At 68.4% G+C, this 22,059-nt stretch carries 17 protein-coding genes; 13 read left to right on the top strand and 4 right to left on the bottom strand.

The genetic code is table 11. The features are described from left to right. Positions 1-3: 3 nt before the first annotated feature. The gene (locus AC4AMJ_RS08380) at positions 4-1,392 is read right to left on the bottom strand and encodes an ABC transporter substrate-binding protein (protein WP_489917778.1); all 1,389 of its coding nucleotides are present in this window, start codon (positions 1,390-1,392) and stop codon (positions 4-6) included. Further along, the gene (locus AC4AMJ_RS08375; RefSeq protein WP_489895822.1) at positions 1,392-2,381 is read right to left on the bottom strand and encodes a sugar-binding transcriptional regulator; all 990 of its coding nucleotides are present in this window, start codon (positions 2,379-2,381) and stop codon (positions 1,392-1,394) included. The genes AC4AMJ_RS08380 and AC4AMJ_RS08375 overlap by 1 nt, the downstream gene beginning before the upstream one ends. 119 nt (positions 2,382-2,500) lie before the next feature. Here AC4AMJ_RS08375 and AC4AMJ_RS08370 point away from each other — a divergent pair, with 119 nt between their 5' ends. The 3 genes from AC4AMJ_RS08370 to xylB are packed head-to-tail and all read left to right on the top strand — an operon-like array spanning position 2,501 to position 6,431. Beyond that, entirely contained in the window at positions 2,501-3,562 is a 1,062-nt protein-coding gene (locus tag AC4AMJ_RS08370) for an NAD(P)-dependent alcohol dehydrogenase (RefSeq protein WP_489900908.1), read from the top strand. Beyond that, a complete protein-coding gene (locus AC4AMJ_RS08365) occupies positions 3,559-5,043 on the top strand; it encodes a mannitol dehydrogenase family protein (RefSeq protein ID WP_489895820.1) in 1,485 nt (494 codons plus the stop codon). Before AC4AMJ_RS08370 ends, AC4AMJ_RS08365 begins: the two co-directional genes overlap by 4 nt. Then, positions 5,040-6,431, top strand: coding sequence for a xylulokinase (xylB, locus tag AC4AMJ_RS08360; protein WP_489917777.1), 1,392 nt, complete (start codon positions 5,040-5,042; stop codon positions 6,429-6,431). Before AC4AMJ_RS08365 ends, xylB begins: the two co-directional genes overlap by 4 nt. Positions 6,432-6,606: 175 nt before the next feature. Here xylB and AC4AMJ_RS08355 read toward each other — a convergent pair whose 3' ends face one another. Together AC4AMJ_RS08355 and AC4AMJ_RS08350 are read right to left on the bottom strand one after the other, a co-directional pair. After that, a complete protein-coding gene (locus tag AC4AMJ_RS08355; protein WP_489895816.1) occupies positions 6,607-8,016 on the bottom strand; it encodes an NAD(P)/FAD-dependent oxidoreductase in 1,410 nt (469 codons plus the stop codon). Further along, positions 8,013-8,714 (bottom strand): transporter, encoded by a 702-nt coding sequence (locus tag AC4AMJ_RS08350; protein ID WP_489895814.1) that lies wholly within the window; start codon positions 8,712-8,714, stop codon positions 8,013-8,015. Before AC4AMJ_RS08350 ends, AC4AMJ_RS08355 begins: the two co-directional genes overlap by 4 nt. A gap of 290 nt (positions 8,715-9,004) precedes the next feature. Here AC4AMJ_RS08350 and AC4AMJ_RS08345 point away from each other — a divergent pair, with 290 nt between their 5' ends. From AC4AMJ_RS08345 to AC4AMJ_RS08300, 10 genes are read left to right on the top strand one after another with little or no spacing between them, the layout of a single operon-like run. Further along, the gene (locus AC4AMJ_RS08345) at positions 9,005-10,513 is read left to right on the top strand and encodes a flavin-containing monooxygenase (RefSeq protein WP_489895812.1); all 1,509 of its coding nucleotides are present in this window, start codon (positions 9,005-9,007) and stop codon (positions 10,511-10,513) included. Beyond that, positions 10,506-11,405, top strand: coding sequence for an alpha/beta fold hydrolase (locus AC4AMJ_RS08340; RefSeq protein ID WP_489895810.1), 900 nt, complete (start codon positions 10,506-10,508; stop codon positions 11,403-11,405). The genes AC4AMJ_RS08345 and AC4AMJ_RS08340 overlap by 8 nt, the downstream gene beginning before the upstream one ends. After that, complete coding sequence (locus tag AC4AMJ_RS08335) at positions 11,402-12,802, top strand: flavin monoamine oxidase family protein (protein ID WP_489895808.1); 1,401 nt, start codon at positions 11,402-11,404, stop codon at positions 12,800-12,802. Before AC4AMJ_RS08340 ends, AC4AMJ_RS08335 begins: the two co-directional genes overlap by 4 nt. Next, on the top strand, positions 12,799-14,226 hold the full coding sequence (locus AC4AMJ_RS08330; RefSeq protein ID WP_489917776.1) for an APC family permease: 1,428 nt from the start codon (positions 12,799-12,801) through the stop codon (positions 14,224-14,226). The genes AC4AMJ_RS08335 and AC4AMJ_RS08330 overlap by 4 nt, the downstream gene beginning before the upstream one ends. A 49-nt stretch (positions 14,227-14,275) precedes the next feature. Continuing rightward, positions 14,276-14,923 carry a hypothetical protein gene (locus AC4AMJ_RS08325; protein WP_489917775.1) on the top strand — a complete coding sequence of 216 codons (648 nt, stop codon included), beginning with the start codon at positions 14,276-14,278 and terminating at the stop codon, positions 14,921-14,923. After that, entirely contained in the window at positions 14,916-16,280 is a 1,365-nt protein-coding gene (locus AC4AMJ_RS08320; RefSeq protein ID WP_489917774.1) for a glutamine synthetase family protein, read from the top strand. The genes AC4AMJ_RS08325 and AC4AMJ_RS08320 overlap by 8 nt, the downstream gene beginning before the upstream one ends. Further along, positions 16,277-17,035 carry a gamma-glutamyl-gamma-aminobutyrate hydrolase family protein gene (locus AC4AMJ_RS08315; RefSeq protein ID WP_489895800.1) on the top strand — a complete coding sequence of 253 codons (759 nt, stop codon included), beginning with the start codon at positions 16,277-16,279 and terminating at the stop codon, positions 17,033-17,035. The genes AC4AMJ_RS08320 and AC4AMJ_RS08315 overlap by 4 nt, the downstream gene beginning before the upstream one ends. After that, positions 17,035-19,470, top strand: a complete 2,436-nt coding sequence (locus AC4AMJ_RS08310) for an AMP-binding protein (RefSeq protein ID WP_489917773.1) — start codon at positions 17,035-17,037, stop codon at positions 19,468-19,470. The genes AC4AMJ_RS08315 and AC4AMJ_RS08310 overlap by 1 nt, the downstream gene beginning before the upstream one ends. Continuing rightward, complete coding sequence (locus AC4AMJ_RS08305; protein WP_489895796.1) at positions 19,467-20,588, top strand: Zn-dependent alcohol dehydrogenase; 1,122 nt, start codon at positions 19,467-19,469, stop codon at positions 20,586-20,588. Before AC4AMJ_RS08310 ends, AC4AMJ_RS08305 begins: the two co-directional genes overlap by 4 nt. Then, the gene (locus tag AC4AMJ_RS08300; RefSeq protein WP_489917772.1) at positions 20,585-22,051 is read left to right on the top strand and encodes an aldehyde dehydrogenase family protein; all 1,467 of its coding nucleotides are present in this window, start codon (positions 20,585-20,587) and stop codon (positions 22,049-22,051) included. Before AC4AMJ_RS08305 ends, AC4AMJ_RS08300 begins: the two co-directional genes overlap by 4 nt. Positions 22,052-22,059: the final 8 nt, after the last annotated feature.

The following is a 22,059-nucleotide window of genomic DNA, read 5'->3' as shown; positions in this document are numbered from 1 at the left end:
GGCTCACCTCTCCTTCTGATAGGTCTTACCGACCGTCTCGGCGTACTTCTGACTTTGCTCGAGCGCCCTGTCGACGCTGATCTGTCCGGCGATGGCCGCCGAGATCTGCTGGCTCACCCGGGTTCCGAGATCCTGGAACTCCGGAATCGCGAGGAACTGGATGCCGGTGTAAGGGACCGGCTTCAGCGTCGGATGGAGTTGGTCTGCGCTTCTCATCGCAGATAGCGTCGCGTCTGCGAACGGTCCCGAGATCGCCTTGTAGGCGGGGAGCTGGTAGGTCGACAACCGGCTTCCGGGCGGGATGTGCGTGGCACCGAGGGTGTCGGCGACATGCTGGATGTAGGCGCGGTTGGTCATCCAGTCGATGAACTTCCACGCATCATCGGGCTTCTTGCTGCTGGTGGGGATGCCGAGCGACCAGGTGTAGAGCCAGCCGTTGTCGGACTTGGCCATGCTCGGAGCGGGAAGATAGCCGACGTCGCCCGCGATCGTCGAGGTGTCCGGGCTCTCGAGCACCGACACTGCCGAGGTTGCGTCATACCACATCGCGGCCTGCCCCTGCGAGAGCAGGTTTCCGCATTCCTGGAAGCCCGACGAGGCGGCGCCGGGCTCGCCGTACTTACGCACGGTGTCCACGTAGAAGTTCACCGCGGCCTTCACCTCGGGGCTGGTCAGCTGCGCGTTCCAGTCCTCGTCATACCAGCGGCCGCCGAAGGCGTTGATGACGGTGTCCAACGGTGCCAGGAGCTCACCCCAGCCGGGCTTGCCGCGTAGGCAGATGCCGGAAACGTTGCCGCGGTTGAGCTTCGCCGCAGCCTCTGCGACCTGCGGCCAGGTCGGTTTGGCCGGCAGGGATACCCCTGCGTCGGCGAACATCTTCTTGTTGTACATCAGGAAGGACGACTCGCCGTAGAACGGAGCCGAATACATCGAGCCCTCGTAGGAGAGTGCCGACTTGAGAGTCGGGATGAAATCGTCTGCCTGGTAAGACGGATCGGCATTCATGTAGGGGCTGAGGTTCACCAGCCACCCGTTCTCTGCCCACATCTGCGTTTCGTAGTTGCTGATCATCACCACGTCGAACTCGCCACCGCCGGTCGCCACCGATGCGGTGATCTTGGCGCGCGCCTCGTTCTCGGAGAGCGTGACGAACTTGAGCTTGATCCCCGGGTTCTGCTCCTCGAACTGGCTGGACAGCTCGACGGCGTCCTGCATCTGAGAATTGGAGACCATTGCGACGGTGATGCTGTCACCGCCCCCACCGAGCAGGGACCCCGCGCCGGAACACGCACTCGTGATCAGCGCCAGGGATGCCGCGATCACCACCGCGAGGATTCGGACCCGCCGGGACGCGTGGCCGAGGTGCCGCGAGGGCATCGGTTGTTCGGCCATCAGAGATCACCTTTCTGTTGAGCGACAAGCCATTGCGCGGTCTCGAGGTCCGTGACGAGGATCGTCACGTACCCGCCGCGCAAGGCGCCGAGGATGGATTCCCGGCGGTGTTCTCCACCGGAGATGAGGATCGATGTGGGACAGGCTCGCACCGAGTCGAGCGGGACCGACACAGTGCGGTCGACCAGTGTCGACGCCACGGCCGAGCCGTGGGCGTCATAGAATCGCCCACCGATCTCGCCGACCGCTCCGAGTTCCATCAGCTCGTCGAGGACGATCGCATCGATGAAAGCGCCCTGGAAGAGGGTGGTCGAGGTGGAGACGGAACCCACTCCGAACAGCATCACATTCGCCGACCGTGCCGCTGACAACGACTGCGAGAGAATGGAATCCCGTTGCAGCGCGGTGACCGTGTCGGGATCCGCGTACAGCGGGGCGACCAGGCGCATCGGCTGGGCGTGCAGTCGGTCGGAGAACCGGGCGAGCGCATGGTCGACGCCGGTGTGGTACTCGACCGAGGTCATCGAGCCGTCCATCTGAACCACCTGACGGCAGGAGGAGCTCGACGGCATCGAGTCGGCGACGGCCACCTGTTCGGGACCCCAGGTGAATCCGAGCACATCGGTCGGCTGGACGCGTCGGGTCAGTACCGACGCGCCTGCGCGGCCCAGCGCGGCGTTTCCGGAGGCGCTGCCGTCCGCGGTTTCATCGATCACGAGCACCTCGTCGAGGCCGAAGGTCTGTTCGACCTCGCGTTCGACATCGGTGTGGATGGACGCACTGAGGTGACTCGGCGCGGTCACTGTCACCTGCACCAAACCCTGCGCCCGGGCCCGTCCGATCAGACGACCGGCCGTCGGGCGGGACACGCCCAGGCGGGTGGCGATCTCGGCCTGGGTGAGTCCCTCGAGGTGATACATGGTGGCGGCCCGAACGAGCAACCGCAGGTCATGCCCGGTATCGGGGGTGGTCTTTGCTGGAGTCGTCATCAAGCCGCCTCGAAATGTGGTGTGAACATTTGCTCACTAGCCGGACTATTGCTCAATACGCTAACATCGCAGATGTGACGCACGCAACAGTCAAATCGCAGAGTGAGTTACCGATCAGCATGCGGGCCAGTGTCCTGTACCCGGACGGTCGGATGACGGTCGAGGATCGGCCGATACCGGCCCCCGGGCCGGGGGAGGTCCTCATCCAGGTGAGTGCGGTGGGGGTGTGCGGATCAGACGCGCACTATCTCCGGCACGGACGAATCGGCGACCACGTGGTGACCGGTCCATTGGTGCTCGGACATGAGGCCGCCGGAACGATCGTCGGTGTGGGTAGCGGCATCGCGAGCGACCGGATCGGGGAGCGGGTTTCGATCGAACCCCAGATGCCGGACCCGTCGAGCGCCGAGTCGCGCCGTGGCCTCTACAACCTGTGCCCGCACATGCGGTTCTATGCGACGCCGCCGGTTGACGGTGCACTGTGTGAGTTCGTCACCATCGGCGCCACTTTCGCCCACCCGGTTCCCGACGCTGTCAGTGACGAGGCCGCAGCGTTGTGTGAACCGTTGTCGGTGGGCATCGCGTCGATACGCAAAGCCCAGATCGGGATGGGGGATTCGTTGCTCATCGCGGGCGCCGGCCCGATCGGACTCATGTGCGCTCAGGTCGCGCGCGCCGCAGGGGCCACCAGGATCATCGTCAGTGAGCCGGACCCGATCCGTCGCGAGAAGATCCTCGGATTCGGCGCAACCGATGCGATCGAACCCGGCGTGGCCGCCGACGCCATTGCGCCCATCGACGCTTTCATCGATGCCAGTGGTGTCGAGGCCGCGGTCGTCGCCGGTATCCGGTCATTGCGTCCGGCGGGGCGCGCAGTGCTCGTCGGAATGGGATCCGACTCGATGACTTTGCCCGTCACCGTGATCCAGAACCGAGAAATCGTGCTGACCGGTGTCTTCCGGTACGCAAACACCTGGCCGAGCGCGCTGTCGCTGATCACGTCGGGCCATGTTGATCTCGATGCCATGGTCACCGGCAGGTTCGGCCTCGACGATGCTCGAGCTGCACTCGACGCCGACCGAGAACCCGGCAGCATCAAGGCCGTCGTCTATCCGGCGATGACCCATCATCGATCGTCGGCCAAGACGGCCGCCGCGACGACCCGAGGAAGTGACGCATGACCGAATCTGTTGGTTTGAGCCAGGCTTCGTTGTCGCAGATCAGCGACCTCTCGCTGCCGACCTACGACCGTGCCGCGATGTCCACCGGTGTGGTGCACTTCGGCGTCGGGGGGTTTCACCGCGCTCACCAGGCGATGTACCTCGACCGCCTGCTCACCTCGGGCGGTCGGGACGCGATGGACTGGGGCATATGCGGGGTCGGTGTCCGTCCGGCCGATGCGGCCATGCGCGATGCGCTGACACCACAGGACGGGCTCTACACGCTGACGCTCAAACATCCGGACGGAAAGGTCGAGACCTCGGTCATCGGGTCGATCCACGACTATCTCTATGCGCCCGATGATCCGGAAAGAGTGATCGAGAAGCTGGCTGCGCCGGACACGCGGATCGTGTCGCTCACGGTGACCGAAGGCGGCTACAACTTCTCGCCGTCGACCGGTGAGTTCGACGCCGAGAACCCGGACATCGTCGCCGATCTCGCCGCTGGTGCGGTTCCCGGCACTGTGTTCGGGTTGGTAACCGAGGCGCTGCGTCGTCGGCGCGACCGCGGCGTCCCGTCGTTCACCGTGATGTCCTGCGACAACATCCAGGGCAACGGTCACATGGCGCAGTCGACCTTTCTGGCGTTCGCACGGCTCAAAGACAGTGAACTCGCGGAATGGATCTCCGAACACACCGAGTTCCCCAACTCGATGGTCGACCGCATCACACCCGCGACCCCGCGCGAATTGCGCGACGAGGTGGCTCAGCGTACCGGGGTCGACGACCGCTGGCCGGTGGTTGCTGAACCCTTCACCCAATGGGTTCTCGAGGACAAGTTCTCGATGGGGCGACCTCGCCTGGAAGACGTCGGTGTGCAGGTCGTCGAGGACGTCACCCCCTATGAGTTGATGAAGCTCAGGCTGCTGAACGCCAGTCACCAGGCACTGTGCTACTTCGGGTATCTGATGGGGTATCGATATGTGCACGATGCGACGGCTGACCCGCTGATCGCGACCCTGCTGCGGCGCTACATGAACTCCGAAGGACGCCCGACACTGGCCGAGGTCCCGGGCGTCGACCTCGACGACTACACCGAGACACTGATCTCGCGGTTCGGGAATCCGGCCATCGCGGACACGATCGCGCGGCTGTGCCAGGATTCGTCGGACCGAATCCCCAAGTGGCTGGTGCCGGTCATTCGCGAAAACCTTGCGGCCGACGGGGAGGTCACGTTGGCCGCGGCCGTCGTGGCGAGTTGGACCCGCTACGCCGAAGGGGTGGACGAGAATGGCGACGCCATCGCCGTGGCGGACCCACTCTCCGACCGGCTCGTGCCGTTGGCCCGTGAATCACGTATGCAGACACTCGCATTCGTCTCGGATCGCGCGTTGTTCGGCGATCTGGCCGATGACGCCCGATTCACCAAACCGTACCTGGCTGCGTTGGAATCACTGCGCCGCAACGGTGCACGAGCAACGCTGGAGGAGCTGCTCGCATGACCCTCGTCGCAGGAGTCGACTCGTCCACCCAATCGTGCAAGGTCGTCGTCTGTGAGGCCGACACCGGCGAGGTGGTGAGATTCGGCAAGGCTCCACATCCACCCGGCACCGAGGTGGACCCCGAGTACTGGTGGTCGGCGCTGCAGCAGGCCGTAAGCGCAGCAGGTGGCCTCGACGACGTCGCCGCCATCTCGGTGGCGGGACAGCAGCACGGATTGATCTGCCTCGACGAGGACGGCGTCGTTGTTCGAAACGCGTTGTTGTGGAACGATACCCGGTCGGCGCCCGCAGCCGCGGCACTGGTCGACGAACTGGGTGGGCCCGACGAATGGGCGAAGCGGGTCGGTGTGGTTCCGGTCGCCTCGATCACCGCTTCGAAGCTTCGGTGGATGGCACAGGCCGAACCTGAATTGGCGGATGACACCGCCGCGATCTGCCTACCGCACGACTGGTTGACCTGGCGGCTGCGTGGAGCCCCGGGTATCGACGCACTGGTCACCGATCGGAGCGACGCATCGGGGACCGGTTACTTCTCGGCCGCCGACGGCGAGTATCGCGACGAACTTCTGGAGTTGGCCTTCGGCGGGCGCCGACCGCGTCTGCCCGATGTCCTCAAGCCGTCGGAGCGGGCCGGTGTCGACGGATCGGGCTGCGTTGTCGGGCCGGGCGCCGGGGACAACGCGGCAGCAGCTCTCGGACTGTCCGCCGGGTCAGGAGATTGCGTTGTGTCGCTGGGGACCTCAGGTGTGGTGAGTGCGGTCACGGACGTGCCGTCCCACGACGGCAGCGGCCTCGTGGCCGGGTTCGCCGACGCGACCGGGCGACAGCTGCCGCTGGTGTGCACGCTCAACGGTGCAACGGTGCTTGCGGACACCGCCCGGCTGTTGGGCGTCGACCTCGAGGAGTTCGGTCGACTCGCATCGGCCGCGCCGCCCGGTGCGGACGGTTTGGTGATGGTGCCGTACTTCTCCGGTGAACGGTCGCCGAACCTGCCGGACGCGACCGCTTCGCTCGTCGGGATCACCGGAGACAACTGGAGCCCCGCCAACGTCGCCCGGGCAGCGGTCGAAGGTCTGCTGTGTTCGCTGGTCTACTGTATGGACCTGATCGGCGAGCAGGGCATTGGAATCGAACGAATCCTGTTGGTAGGCGGGGGAAGCCGCTCGGCAGCGGTGCTCGCGGTCGCACCTCGACTGTTCGGCCGACCTGTGTCGGTCCCGGCGGCAGGCGAATACGTGGCGCTGGGGGCCGCCCGCCAGGCGGCGTGGGTGTTGACCGGTGAATTGCCGGCGTGGGAGGTAACAGCTGATCGCCGCGACGCCGACGACCACGACACCGCTGTCTACGAACGGTATCGCCAGGCCGCGGACCTGACCCTGCGTCGGTGAACAGGCCCACTTTCCTGCCGTCCCTGCTGGAGGTTGGTGCAATACGACGCTGTGCCGGATCCGACGGGCTGGCGGGGCCGGGCCGCCGGGTGCAGGTGAGCCTTGCTCACAGGTTGCGATGTCCGCCAGTACGGACCCCACACAGCGCGGTACCCAAGGCCTGGACTGTTCGTGCTCACCGGTGTCCTCCGCTCCGTACGTCCAGCGCCCGCGAGGAATCGGTGCCGGCCGATGTCGCGTGCGCGTAGCGCCGCCGCGCGATCCGCTTGCTCCCGTTCAGCGCGTCGTTGAACCGGTCGAGGGCCCAGGCCGCTCGGACGCCGAGCCGCCCCATGATCAGGCCGACCGCGCGGCCGAACCGCGGCTGGTCGGCCCACACCGTGCGCAGGTCCTCCGGCATCGTTCCCGTCGCGATCCGATCGGCTATGAGAGCGCCGATGTACGGCGCTTGTGCCAGGCCGTGGCCGTTGCACGCAAGTGAGTAGTAGATGTTGCCTCCGGTCGTTCCAGCCACGGGCAACCAACTCGACGTGATGCCGATCCAGCCGCCCCATGCCCGGGCGACGGAGATGTCCGCGAGCGGTGGGAATCGTCGGGCGAAGGCCCCCGCCAGTTCGGCCACGACGGCCGGATCCGGGGTACGTTCCGGGAGAGGGTATTCGACGGCGCGCTCGATCTTGCGCACCCCGAAAACGATCGTGTTGCGCGCGGTGAGGCGGTAGTTCTCCATGATGTTGTGCTGCGTGACGAGCCCCGATCGGCTCGTCCAGCCGAGCGCGGCGAGCCGCTCCGGGTCGATCGGCTCGGTCTCGGCCTCGGTGACCCACATGGGCGAGGACAGCCTCTTCGGGGTGATGTCCCACTCGCCCGCGTAGGCGTTCGTGGCGAGGACGACGGTGCCGGCCTGGACGACGCCGCGCGGGGTGGTGACGCGCACCCCGGCGCCGTCGCGAACGATGTCGGTCACCTTCGACTGCTCGAAGACCCGAACCGGCGAACCGAGCACCGCCGTACGTAGGCCGCGGAGGAATCTCCCCGGGTTCATGATGCCGCCGTGGACCTCCCGCATACCGCCGAGGAAGCCGTGGGGGATCCCCAACTCACGGGCGTTCCCTTCGTGGACCTCGGCGCCGGCCCTGCGGAGGATCTTCGCGATCCGCCGCGTCCGGCCCAGCTGGCCACGGGACACCGCAGCGAAGACGTTGCCGGTGGCCTCGTAGTCGCACTCGATCCCGCGTGTCGCGATGAGGTCCTCCACGTGCGCCGCCGCGTTCTCGGTGAGGCGGATGATCGCCGGCATCCGCTTGCGGTACAGCAGATCCAGGAGTTGGATGTCGCCGCCCGGCGCGCTGGCCAGCTGGCCAGCATTGCGCGAGCCGGCACCGTGCCCACAGAACGCGGCTTCGAGCAGGATCGTGTCCACGCCGTGCTCCGCGAGCCGCAGGGCCGTCGCCATCCCGGCGAGCCCACCGCCGATCACGGCGACGGAACACGTCAGGTTCTCCGTCAGCGGAGGACGTACATCGGCGGGCGGATCGATCCAGCCCGAGAATTCGGTGTAGGCCGTGTTCGTCGTGGCGCTCATGCCTTCTCAGCCCCCTGGACCACCGCCGTGCCGACGCTGCGCGCACCGTCGGCGGCGCGGTTGTGCGCGTCGAAAACGACGTATGAGCGGTAGATCACGAGCATGGCCAGGCCCCAGGTGAACAGCGCGAGGATGTAGAACAGCGTGTGGTTGGCGTCGTCACCCGGGATGTGCCAGAAGTCGTAGATAGAGGCGACCACCACATTGAGCGCCGTGGCGATCCACACCCAGACCGCGTGAGAGTGCTCGCCGAGCGCCCACAGCCGCTGTCCGTAGTACACGAGGAAGGCACTGACGCCGAGCGCCATCACGAGGAAGAAGACCTTACCGGGCGTGCCGATCTCGGTAGCGAACTGCGACAGGAGGAATCCGAGCACCGCTGCCAGGGCGAAGACGCCGACCTCGACGGCCTTCGTGGGCTTGTACCGGTGCGTGACCATGAGCAGGCCGAGCACCAGGATCACGGTGAAACCGATCGACCGGGAGAACGCGTCGAGGAAGAAAGCGACGTGGTACATCGACGAGTCGGTGCCGGCCTTCGTGACGCCGTAGACGAGGAAGTTCGTGCCCGACGTTCCCATGATGATCCACTCGAGGCCGATCAGCCAGTTCGAATACTTCCTGATGAATGTGATGCCGCAGATGAATCCGATGGCGATCATCCAGATGTCCGCTGCAGCGAAGAGCAAGTCGCGCATGGTGCCGTTTCCTCTGTGAGATGTGATCCGTGTCTCGTGACGCTTCTCACGGTGCCGCGAAGAGCGCTCGCTGCGCTACGGCGAGGTGCAACATCCTCGGCTGACCTTCGCAACACCTTGCACCAGGTGGTGCGATCGCCGTCGACCGGACACGACGAGCGTGTGCACAGTGCACTACCCCCTCGGAGAACTAGGAGCAGTGCGTTGTGGCTCACACGACGGCTGAACCGGCAACGTCATGGGCACACCAAGTGACCACCGACACATCGTCACCACCGAAAGGGCACATGATGAAGGCACGCCCGCAGACCGAAGAATTCGACATCGTCATCGTGGGGGCCGGCATCTCCGGCATCGGCGCGGCTAAGTACATCACCGAGGCGTTCCCCGGCAAGCGGGTGGTGATCCTCGAGGGCCGCGCGAACATCGGCGGCACCTGGGACCTGTTCAAGTACCCAGGCATCCGGTCAGACAACGGTCTGCACACCTTCGGCTACGAGTTCAAGCCGTGGACCGACCCGGACGCCATCGCAGAAGCGCCGAAGATCGTCGACTACCTGCAAGAGACGCTCGACGAGTTCGACCTGAACCGGCTGGTGCGCTTCGAGCACAGCGTCCAGCACGCCTCGTGGTCGTCCGCCGACGCCCGCTGGACCCTCGACGTCCACACCCCCGACGGCGACCGGCGCATCACCACGAACTGGATCTTCGCCGGCACCGGCTACTACCGCTACGACGAGGGGTACACCCCGCACTTCGAGGGCCGCGAGGACTTCACGGGCGACATCATTCACCCCCAGCACTGGCCCGAGGACTACGACTACGCCGGAAAGAAGGTGGTGGTCATCGGCAGCGGCGCCACCGCGGTCACGCTGATCCCGTCGATGCTGAACCACGCGGGTGCCGCCGAGCACGTCACCATGCTGCAGCGCACGCCGACCTACGTTGTGCCGTGGCCCAAGGTCGACAGCTTCGCCCAGCTGCTCAGCCGGCTGTTCGGCGAGAAGCGCGGCTACGCGATGACCCGGTTCACCAACATCTGGACCGACCTCGGCCAGGTCAAGTTCATGCGCGCGTTCCCGAACCTCACGCGCAAGATCATCCGGCGCGTCAACGCCAAGTCCCTGCCGGAGGGCTACGACGTGGATACCCATTTCAACCCGCCGTACAACCCGTGGGACCAGCGTCTGTGCCTGTGCCCCGACGGCGACTTCTTCGAGGCGCTCAGCACCGGCGCCGCCTCCATCAACACCGACAAGATCGACCGGTTCACCGCGTCCGGGATCGCGCTCGAATCGGGCGAACACCTCGACGCCGACCTCATCGTCACCGCGACCGGCCTGAACATGCGCATGCTCGGCGGTATCGACCTCGAGGTCGACGGCACCCCGATCCACCTCCCGGACACGGTCGCGTACCGCGGCGCACTGCTCTCGGGCATCCCCAACCTGGCCATCTCGATCGGTTACACCACGTCCGCATGGACGCTCAAGGTCGGGATCCTCGCCCGCTACTTCTGCGACTTGGTCACGCACATGGACGTTTTCGGCTACGACAGCGTCCGTGTCGAAGCCGACCCCGGCATGGAACGCCGGCCGATCGTGGACCTGAGCTCCGGCTACGCCCAGCGCGCCCGCGACGTCATCCCCAAGCAGGGCACGGGCCTGTTCCAGATGTCCATGTCGTACCAGCAGGACGCCAAGATCCTCCGCGGCCCGCTGCTCGACGACGCCCTGGTGTTCGGCTCCACGACGGACGACGCAGCACCGTCGACGGCGAAGGAGGTCGTCCGTGCCTGAGCACACCGAGGACAGGTTCGCCCCGCTCCCGGGGGGCACGCGCATCTGCTACCGGATGGACGGCCACTACGGAGCATCGCCCGTGCTGATGGTCGCCGGTCTCGCCGAGGACCTCACGACCTGGTCGGACCGATTCGTGTCGGCGCTGACCGCCACGGGATTCTTGGTGATCCGCATGGACAACCGGGACTGCGGGCGGTCGACGTACGCGGCGGCGCCGCCGCCGAACACGCTGCGGCAGTTGCTCGGCAAGGCCCGCCGCGACGCCTACACGCTAGGGGATATGGCCGACGACGCGGCCCAGCTGATCGAGCACCTCGGGCTAGGGGCCACGCACGTCGTGGGGCGGTCGATGGGCGGCATGATCGCGCAGACCGTCGCCGCGCGGTACCCCGAACTGACCGCGTCGCTGACGTCGCTGTACTCCACCACCGGGAATCCGAAGGTGGGGCAGCCCGCGGCGTCGACCATGGCGCTCATCGCGAGCCCGCCCCCGCGGGACCGGGTGGGCGCCGTCCGGGCGCACCTGCGGATGACGGCCCATCTCGCCGGCACGGCGTACCCGATCGACGAGGTCGAGGAGGCGGCGCATGCCGTCACCACCTGGAACCGCACCGCGGGCGACGGTGTCGCCGGCACCGCCCGGCAGATCCAGGCGATCGCGGCGTCGGGCGACCGCACCGCCGAGCTGGCACGGATCACGGCGCCCACCCTGGTGATCAACGGAGACCGCGATCTCATCGTCGCACCGTCGGGCGGCGATGCGACCGCCGCCGCGATCCCCCACGCCCGCCACATCGTGATCCCGGGCATGGGGCATCACCTTCCCGACGCGCTCGCCTTGCGCATCGCGGACCACGTCGTCTCCCACATCGAGAAGGTGGCGGCATGACAGAGCAGCGCACCGTGGACGTCGTGGTGATCGGCGCCGGGATCTCCGGGTTGACGGCGGCGCGGCGGCTCACCCAGGCCGGACGTTCGGTGGCCGTGATCGAGGCCGGCGACCGCGTCGGCGGCCGCACGATGAACCTGCAGGTGACCGGCGACGTGATCACCGAGGGCGGCGGCCAGTGGGTCGGCCCCGGCCAGGACCGCATCCTCGCACTGATCGACGAGTTGGGCCTCACGACGTTCAAGACGTTCATCGACGGCAAGTCGATCTACCACCGGCGCGGCAGGTCCAGGCGCTACGACGGAACGATCCCGCCGATGAGCACCCTGGCCATCGCCGACTTCGCCCAGCTGCAGCTGCGGCTCGAGCGGATGGCGAAATCGGTTCCTCTCGAGGCCCCGTGGACGGCGCGCCGGGCGCAGGAGTGGGACGCGACGACGTTCGGCCGGTGGCTGGACGCGCACTCGTTCACCGCGGAGGCCAAGGAGATGTTCACGATGGCCTTCACCGTGACCAACGCGGAGGACCTGCACAGCACCTCGCTGCTGGTCCAGCTCGCGCGGATCAAGGGGGGTGGCGGTATTGATCACGCCGTCAACATCACCGACGGTGCGCAGGAGTCGCGGGTGGTGGGCGGCACGGCGGCGATAGCCGACCGCATGGCGGCCGACCTCGGGCCGGCAGTGGTGCTCGACTCCCCGGTGTCCGACGTCCACCAGGACGCCGACGGGGTGCTCGTCCGCTCTGCGCGGCTCGACGTCGAGGCGGACCGCGTCATCGTCGCGATGTCGCCGGCGGACGCGACGCGCATCCGGTTCACGCCCGACCTCCCGACCCGGCGCAGCATGCTGCAGCGACGGTGGAGTACCGGCTCCGAGAACAAGCTGTTCGCGGTCTACGACCGCCCGTTCTGGCGCGAGCAGGGGCTGAACGGTCAGGCCGTCAGCGACCTCCCGGTCGCGAACTACGTCGTCGACAACTCTCCGCCCGACGCGAGCGTCGGCATCCTGCTGACCTTCCACGGCACCGCCGGCGCCGGCGGTGGCCAGCACTGGTCCGACGCGATCCTCGACGATCCCGCGGCGCGCCAGGACGCCTTCCTCGCCGATCTGACCACTCTGTTCGGGCCTGAGGCCGCGAATCCGGCGGCGTACCTGGAGAAGGACTGGACGCACGAGCAGTGGATCAGCGGCTGCGTCGGTTCCCGCGCGCCCGGTTCGCTGACCCAGTACACCGACGCCGATCGCCGGCCGGTGGGCCGGATTCATTGGGCCGGCACGGAGACGGCGATCCTGAACCAGGGCTACATCGACGGTGCCGTCAGCGCCGCGGAGCGCGCGGCCTCGGAGGTTCTGACCGCCGCGGGCGCCCGGGTCGGCGGGGGCGTGCTCTCATGACGCAGCAGCGTGAAGTCCAGGCACCGGAAACCGGCACCGGCCTCAACCGCACCCTCGGCGTCCCGCAGATCGTCTTCATGGTGGTGGCGTTCGCCGCACCGCTCACGGTCTTCGCCGGGCTGATCCCTCTCATGCTCGGTACCGGGAACGGCATCGGTACCCCCGTCGATTTCGTGATCGTCGGGATCGTGCTGGTGCTGTTCACCGTCGGCTACTCCGCGATGACGCCCGAGGTCCGCAACGCCGGCGCCTTCTACTCGTACGTCCAGCGAGGCCTGGGAACCACCGTCGGCCTGGGTGCGGCGGCGCTCGCCCTGGTCACCTACGCCGTCCTGATCGTCTCCGTGACGGGTTACCTCGGTGCCGCCGCCCGCAACGTGATCACCACGTTCACCGGCCTGTCGGTGCCGTGGTGGATCCTCTCTGCGGCCGGGCTCGCGGCGATCGGCTACCTCGGGTACCGCAACGTCGAGGTGAGCGCCCGCGTGCTCGGTGTGCTGCTGGTCGCGGAGATCGGGATCGTAGCGTTGGTCGACCTCGCGATCGTGCTGCGCGGTGGTGCCGACGGTCTCTCGGCCGAGCCGCTGTCCTGGGGCGCGTTCTCCAGCGGCACCACCGGAACCGGGATCATGTTCGCGGTCTTCGGATTCGTCGGCTTCGAGGCGACCGCAGTGTTCCGGTCCGAGGCGAAGGACCCCGACCGCACCGTCCCGCGCGCCACCTATATCGCGGTGGTCCTCATCGCCGTGATCTACGCCTTCTCCTCCTGGGCGATGATCAACGGACTCGGTGTCTCCCGCGCCGCCGAGCTGGCCGCGCAGGACCCCGAGGGGCTCGCGCCCGGGCTCGCGACGCGGTACATCTCGCAGGTCGCGCACGACGGTGTGCAGGTGCTCCTGGTCACCAGCTTCTTCGCGTGCATCCTGACCGCGCACAACGTGGTCTCGCGGTACCTGTTCGCCCTCGGCAGGCAGGACGCCCTGCCCCGGCGCCTCGGCGCGGTGCACCCCGCGCACCGGTCGCCGCACGTCGCATCGCTGCTCACTTCTGCGGTCATCAGCGTGCTGGTAGCGGTGACGGCGATCGGCGGGTTGGATCCCGTCACCGAGGTCTACGCCTGGTTCGGCGGAGCCGGAACGCTCGGTCTGATCGCTCTGCTGGTGCTCACCTCCGCCGCGATCGTCGTGCACTTCCTCCGGGTCCGCACGGCCGGCATGTGGCGAGGCAATGTCGCGCCCGTCCTCGCGCTCATAGCGCTCGGCACGATCCTCGTCATGGTCGTCGGCAACTTCGACCTGCTCATCGGCTCGGACGGCCTGGCCGACGTGTTCCTCGCTGTCCTCGCCACGGCCTTCCTCTCCGGCCTTGTATGGGCCGCCGGGCTGCGCCGGAACCGGCCGGACGTGTACGCGGCCCTTGAATGACTCCGGCCGCGCACAGCGGGCCACCACCTTCCAGAAAGTAGGACACGCCATGGAAACCACCACCATCCGCCCATCCGGAGTTGCGAACGTCCTCCGGATCGAGATCGACGATGACGCGACGCCGATCGTCCGCCTCCTCGGCCGGATCCTGCGGGACGCGAGTCGGACCGGCCACGCGGCCGACCTGCTCGGGCGCGGTTCCGGATCCATCGCGATCCGCTCCCACTCGACACCGCAGGCCGCCACTGTCACCTTTGCCGACGGCATGGTCGCCGTGACCGGAGGCGTTTTCGCCCCGGTCGACGCCACCGTGGTCGTCGACCTCGACAGCCGGTGCGCGCGGGTCGATACCGAGGGCGACGCGGATCTCGCCGCCGCGGTGCTCGGCGCCCTACAGGTCCCGCTGCCCGATTGGCAGGAAGCGGGTGCCCGCTTCTGGGAACAGACCCGCACCATCCCCGGCATGCCCGACGTGTTGACCGTGGTCGCCCGCGGAATCGAGGGCTCGCAGGAGAGGAGGTTCGGCGTCGGGGACGTCGCCTACCGCATCGTCGGCAGCCCAGACGCACTGGCCGGATTCTTCACCGGCACCGATTTCCTGTTCACCGCCCTGGAGCGTGGCCTGCGGGTCCAGGGCACTCTCGCGCAGCTGTCGGTAATGACCGCTGCCTCGTGGAAGGCCCGTTACGATGTCTGATCCCAGCCGATCCGAAGCCGGTGCACCCGGCCCGGCCAAGGCCTACCGCGTGGAGGCGACCAACCACGACGGCAGCTTCATGGGGAAGAACGTCACCCCCGCGAAGTTCGCCGCCGGCAAGGAGTCCGGCTTCGCGTTCGCCGACGTACTGTTCGCTATCGACATGGGCACCGACATTGTGTTCGGCGACGCCTATCCCGAGTGGCGCGGCAACCTCTACGACATCGCCCTCCTCCCGGACATGAACACGCTCGTCGAGTGGAAGCCCGGCGTGCAGTCCGTGATCGGCGACTTCTGGATGAAGGACGGCAACCCGGTGCCGATCTGTCCCCGCAACATGGTGCGCCGCCTCATCGAGCGCCTCGGAGCGTTGGGTTACACGGCGACGGTCGCGGTGGAGATCGAGACCACCCTGTTCGAGGAGTCCATCCAGGAGGCCAGAGCTCGCGGTTACCGCGACCTCACCGCCCTCGGCGGCGAGACCGGCGCCACCTACAACCTGGCCCGATCCTCCGACTGGATCGCGTATATGGAGGCGGTCACGGACCGGCTCGACGAGCTCGGCATCGTGTGGGAGGCGTGGACCGACGAGGCCGCGCCGGGCCAGACCGAGCTGAACATCGCTCCCACCGATCCGCTCGCGCTCGCCGATTCCTGGGTGCGCACGAAGCAGGTCATGCGCGAGATCGCCTGCGAGCACGGCCGATCGGTGACCTTCATGGCCAAGCCGACGGCCGGTTTCGGGCAGGGAGCGCACCTGAACGTGTCGCTGCAGCGGCACGGTGTGAACCAGTTCTACGCGCCCGACGGACCGTCGGAGACGATGCTGCAGGCCGTCGGCGGCCTGATGGCGACGATGGCCGGGAACACCCTGCTGGCGCTGCCGCAGATCACTTCGTACCGCCGTCTCGTCGACGTATCGGGGCCGCCCACCACGATCAGTTGGGGCGTGAACAACAAGACCGCGGCCCTGCGGGCGATCGCCGGCCATCCGAAGTACTCCCGTCTCGAGTACCGCGTACCCGGCTCGGACGTCAACCCCTACTACGCGCTCGCCGGCGTCCTCGCCGGCATCGTCGCGGGGATCGAGAAGGGGATGGCGCCCCCGCCGCAGGTCGACGACATGGCGTGGTGCCTGCCCGATGACTGCGGCATCGCGCGGATCCCCGACTCGATGACCAAGGCGATCGACGCGCTCGACAGCGACGAGATCCTGCGCGAGTACCTGGGAGACGAATTCGTGGATTTCTGGACCGCCTCGCGCCGGTGGGAGTGGATGCAGTTCCACACCACGGGCGGTGATCCGTACGCCGAGCTCTCCGAGTGGGAGTCCCGACGCTACTTCGAGTTCTCATGAACCGCCCGCCACTCATCGGGATCACCGGCCGCCGGTTCGAACTGAGCCTGATCGCCGGCTCGGACCCGCGCTACGGCAAGGCGTGCATGGACTCGTTCATGTCCGCGTTCGCGACCCGCATCGCGCAGGCCGGCGGGCTGCCGGTGCACCTGCCCTACGACGCCGAGCCCGACGACGCCTGCGAGTGGCTGTCGGGCGTGGTGATCACCGGTGGGCAGGACGTCCACCCCGCCCGCTGGGGCGGGGACACCGCGGTCGTACGCGACGTCGACCCGAGGACCGACACGAACGCGCACGATCCGGAACGCGACGACTACGAGTTCGCACTCACCCGTGCGGCCGTCGACCGCGGGATCCCGGTGCTGGGGGTGTGCCGGGGGCTGCAGGTGCTCAATTCCGCGCTCGGGGGCACGCTGATTCCCGACCTCCCGGCGGGTCCTATCCCGCACCTCTCGCCGCAGTCCGCGCCCACCGACGGCGACGCCGTTCACGTGGTGCGGTTCGAGCCCGGGTCGACCGCCGCGCGGGTCTTCGGCCCGAGCATGACGACGAACTCGTGGCACCACCAGGCCGTCGACCGGTGCGGGGACGGCCTGATCGTGACGGGCCGGACGTCCGACGGTGTCATCGAGGCCGTGGAGGCGCCCGGCGCGCCGATCCTCGGCGTGCAGTGGCACCCCGAATGGATGGACAGCGATGACCCGGCGATGGCCTGGATCGTCGACGAATCGACGACCCGACAGGAGGCCTGGTAGTGACCACCACATCCCACCCCCAAGAGACCGCGCGACGCCGCGCCGTCGCCGTGGACGAGCTCGGTGACGCCCCCCGGATCGGCACCGTCACGGGTCTCCTGGCCGACGGTGCCACCCGCACGCCGGGTGCGGAGCTGTTGCGGTTCGGCGACGAGTCGTGGACCTACGAGCAGGCCGACGCGGCATCGTCGCGGCTCGCGCACCTGCTGATCTCGGACCACGGCATTGCCCCGGGCGAGCGGGTCGCGATCATGCTGCCCAACGTCGCGGCCTGGCCGCTCACCTGGTTCGCCGTGCTCAAGGCCGGCGCGGTCGCCGTGCCCGTCAACTCCGCCTACCGCGCCGCTGACCTGCGGTTCGTGCTGGAGGACTCCGGCGCCCGCGTGATCGTGACCGACGCGGACCATCTGCCGCTGGTGCGCGAGGTGATCGCGAGCGATTCCGCGTTGGGCGGCGTCGTCGTCGTCGACGTCGCGGAGACCACCGGCACCGAGCACCCGTCCACCGCCCCGGACGTGGGCATCGGCCCAGACATTCTCGCGAACCTGCAGTACACCTCGGGGACCACCGGTTTCCCGAAGGCGTGCATGCTCACGCACGACTACTGGACCCGGATCGGCTGGACCTGCGCAGGAGCGGCCTGCCTCGGTCCCGACGACGTGCTGCTCACGGCCCAGCCCTTCTCCTATATGGACCCGCAGTGGAACACCGTGCTGGCGTTGACGACCGGCGCTCCGCTGGTGGTACTGCCGAAGTTCTCGGCGTCCGGTTTCATGCGTGACGTGCGCCGCCACGGCGCGACCTTCTGCTACGTGCTCGGCTCGATGCCCACGTTGCTGTACAAGCAGCCGCCAGGCCCCGACGATCGCGCGAATCGCTTACGTGGCGTCTTCTGCTCCGCCATCCCCACGGCGCTGCACGCCGCGCTGGAGGAGCGCTGGGGCGCACCCTGGCGCGAGGTCTACGGGATGACGGAGAGCGGGATCGACCTGTTCAGCAGGTTCAACGACGACGCCGCCGTCGGCAGCGGAACCCTCGGGCATCCCGTACCCACCAAGCAGGTCAGGATCGTCGACGCCGACGGTGCCGAGGTCCCGGCGGGGACACCGGGCGAGCTGACCGTGGCCGGGACGCCGATGATGCTCGGCTACTGGAACCGCCCCGAGGAGACCGAGAGGACCCTACGCGACGGTCGCCTGCACACCGGTGACGTCGCCGTCAAGGACGAGCACGGAGGGATCCGCCTCGTCGGCCGCCTCAAAGACATGGTGCGGCGCGGCGGTGAGAACGTCGCCGCCGCGGAGGTGGAAGCCGCGCTCGAACGCGACGGCGCCGTCGTCGCGACCGCCGTCGTCGCCGAACCCGACGACGTGCTCGGCGAGGAGGTCAAGGCCTTCGTGCAGCTCGCGGCGGGCGTCGCCCCCGACCGTGCGACGGCTGAGGCGATCGTCGCCCGCGTCGCCGAAAGCCTCGCCCGCTTCAAGGTGCCGCGCTACGTCGAATTCGTCGCGGACTTCCCGCGCACCCCGTCCGAGCGGGTGTCCAAACCCGCACTCAAGGCCCGCGCCGCGCAGGCCCCCGGCACCGTCCACGACCTGCGCGCGCCGGCCCCGTCGACCAAGGAGAACAAGGTGAACAAGGTGAACGACAGCGATCATGCGACCGAGCATGTGCTCGTCGAGGTGACCCGGGAGGTCGCCGTCATCACGTTGCGCCGGCCCGAGAAGCTCAACGCTCTCACCGCACCGATGCGCAGGCGCCTGTCGGCGCTGATCCGCGAGTACGGCACCGGCGACAAGGCCAGGGGCATCGTGCTCACCGGGACCGGACGCGCGTTCAGCGCCGGCGAGGACCTCGCCGCCGCTCCCACGTCCTTCGAGGAGATGCGGGAGAGCTTCGAGAGCTTCCACGACGTGACCCGCGCAGTGATCGAGACCCGGGTCCCCGTGATCGCGGCGATCAACGGCATCGCCGTGGGCGGCGCGTCGGAGATCACGCTGTGCTGCGACGCCCGACTGGGCACGCTGCGGACGGAGTACTACCAGCCCGAGAACGGACGCGGCCTGACCATCTCCAACGCGTCCAGCATCCTGCTACCCCGCATCGCCGGCGGCCACGCGATGCGCATGGTCCTGGCCTCCGAGCGCGTCGGCTCCGACGAGGCGCTGAAGATCGGCCTGCTGAACGAGATCGTCGAGCCGGAGGCGCTGCTGGCCCGCGCCATCGACACCGTGCACGCGTGGACCCCCGAGGGCGTCAACAACACCGCTCTGCACCTGGAGCTGCTGCGACCGTCGATCGAGGAGATCGAGCGCGCCTTCGAACGTGAGGACGCGGCCGCCGACGAGTCCTGGAACAGCGGCTCGCTCACCGCCGGCGTTCAGAGCTTCTGGGACGCACGCACACCCGGCACCGTGAACGGAGCGAACCGATGATCACCACCCGCGCCGCCGTGCTCACCGAGGTGGGCCGGCCACTGCACCTGACCGACATCCACGTCGACGATCCCGAGCCGCACGAGGTGCGGGTCGCCGTCACCCACGTGGGACTGTGCCACAGCGACCTGCACTACATGACCGGCACCGTCGAATCCGAGATGCCGGTCGTCGTCGGGCACGAAGTGGCGGGCGTCGTCGAGTCGATCGGCTCCGCCGTCACCGACCTCAAGCCCGGCGACCTTGTGACCGGCGCGCTGACCCCGTCGTGCGGGCAGTGCGCGAACTGCAACGCCGGCCGCTCCACCCAGTGCCAGCGCCAGGCGGAGATCCGGCGCCGCCCCCGGCCCGCGTACTCGCTGCCCGACGGGACGCCCGTCGCCCGCCTCGGCGACGTCGGCGCGTTCTCCGAGCACATCCTGCTCCGCGCGAACGCCGTGGTGAAGCTGCCCGACGACGTACCGACCCGCGTCGGCTGCCTGCTCTCCTGCTGCATCGTGACCGGCGTCGGCGCTGTGTTCCGCGGGGCGCAGGTGCGCCCCGGTTCCACCGTCGCCGTGATCGGCTGCGGCGGAGTCGGATCGGCCATCATCCAGGGCGCGCGGCTGGCCGGCGCGTCCGCCATCGTGGGAATCGACCTCGACGACGCCCGGCTGAAGGCCGCGCACCAGTACGGTGCTACGCACACCGTGAACGGTGCGCGCGACGTGCGAGCCGAGATCACCGAACTGCTCGGCGGCGACGGCGTGGACTACGCCTTCGAGGCCGTCGGCTCGGCGCGCACCGCCGCGACGGCACTCGCGATCGTGCGCGCCACCGGCACCGCGTGCCTGGTCGGCATCGCGCCCGACGGCACCGACGTACCCGTCCCCGCCTCCGACTTCTTCTTCAGCGAGAAGCGCCTGATCGGCTCGTACATGGGCTCCGGCCAGGCACGCGAGGACATCGGGCAGTTCGCCGGCCTCTACCAGCAAGGCCGACTGCTGCTCGACGAGATGGTCACGGACGTCATCGGATTCGAGGCGATCAACGAGGGCTTCGAATCCATGAAATCGGGCGACGTCACGCGGATCGTCGTCGCCATGCCCACCCGCTCCGAGACCGAGGTGACCCTATGACCACCGAAATCACAACCACCCTCGCCCAGCCCCGCAGCTACATCGCCGGGGAGTGGATCGAGTGCGAGACGCTCGACACCTGGAACGTCGACCCGAACACCGGCGCCCCCGTCCACCGCACGGTGACCACCACCCAGGCCGATCTGGACCGCGCGCTGGACCTCGCGCAGCGCGTCTACGACGCGACGGACTTCACCGCCGACGACTTCCGGATCGAACGCGCCGAGGCACTGGAGCGGGCCGCGGCCAACGTCGATCAGCGGCTCGAGGAGATCGCGCGGGTCGACGCGCTCACCAGTGGCACGGCGATCGGCGCCACCCGCAAGATCGCGGCGTTCCTTCCGCACCGCCTACGCGGTGCGGCCGCCGAGGCACGGAACATCGCCCGCGTCGCTGCGCTCTCCGCGGGCGGCCGCGACGTACGGCTGCACCGGATCCCGTGGGGCCCAGCGGCGATCCTCACCCCCTGGAACGGCCCCAGTTTCATCCCGGCGGCCAAGGTCGCAAGCGCCGTCGCCGCCGGCTGCCCCGTCCTGCTCAAGCCCTCCGAGCACGCGCCCGCGAGCGCGCAGGTGATCGCTGAGTGCCTCGTCGACGCCGGCCTGCCCGACGGCGCCCTTCAAGTGGTGCACGGCACCGGCGAGATCGGTGCCGCACTGACGGGTGACCATCGGATCCAGGTCGTGTCCTTCACGGGCGGCCCGGGCGCGGGGCGGGCGATAGCCCGCGCCGCAGCGGAGGACTTCAAGGTCCTGCAGCTGGAGCTGGGCGGAAACAACCCGGTGATCGTGCTCGACGACGCCGACCTCGACGCGACCGCCGACGGGATCCTCACGGGCATGACGAACCTCAACGGACAATGGTGCGAGGGCCCGGGCAAGGTACTCGCGCCGCAGCACCTGGTGCAGCCGCTCCGTGAGGCGCTGGTAGAGCGCATCGCGAAACTGCGAATCGGGCACTCGCTGGACGAGGCGACCGACATCGGCCCGATCTCCAACGAGCCGCACCACCGCACGCTGCAGCAGCGAATCGACGGTCTGCGCGCGCTCGGAGCCGAGGTCGACCAGCCGGGCGAGCTCCCCGCCCTGGCAGGGTTCTTCCTGTCTCCCACGATCGCCACCGGTTCCGACCCCGACCGCACAACGGCGGAGCTGTTCGGGCCGGTCGTCTCGTTGCACGGCGTGGACTCCGAGGAGGAGGCGCTGCGGGCGGCGAACGCACACCCGTCCGGCCTCGACGCGTACGTCTTCGGCACCGACACCGACCGCGCGATCGCCGTCGGTGCCCGGGTCAAGTCCGGCGAGGTCCGCGTCAACGGTGCGAAGGTCGCCGACCTCGGCGACGACTCCGCGCAGAGCTTCTGGGGTCCGTCTGGCATCGGCGGACACGGTCCGGCCGAGTCGATCCGGGTGTTCTGCGGCGACCGTGTGGTCGGCGTTGACTCGCCGGACCTGCCGATGTAGGCCGGCCA

It is taken from the genome of Gordonia sp. LMA484, assembly GCF_058129505.1.
This window is presented reverse-complemented; position numbering and strand designations above follow the sequence as displayed.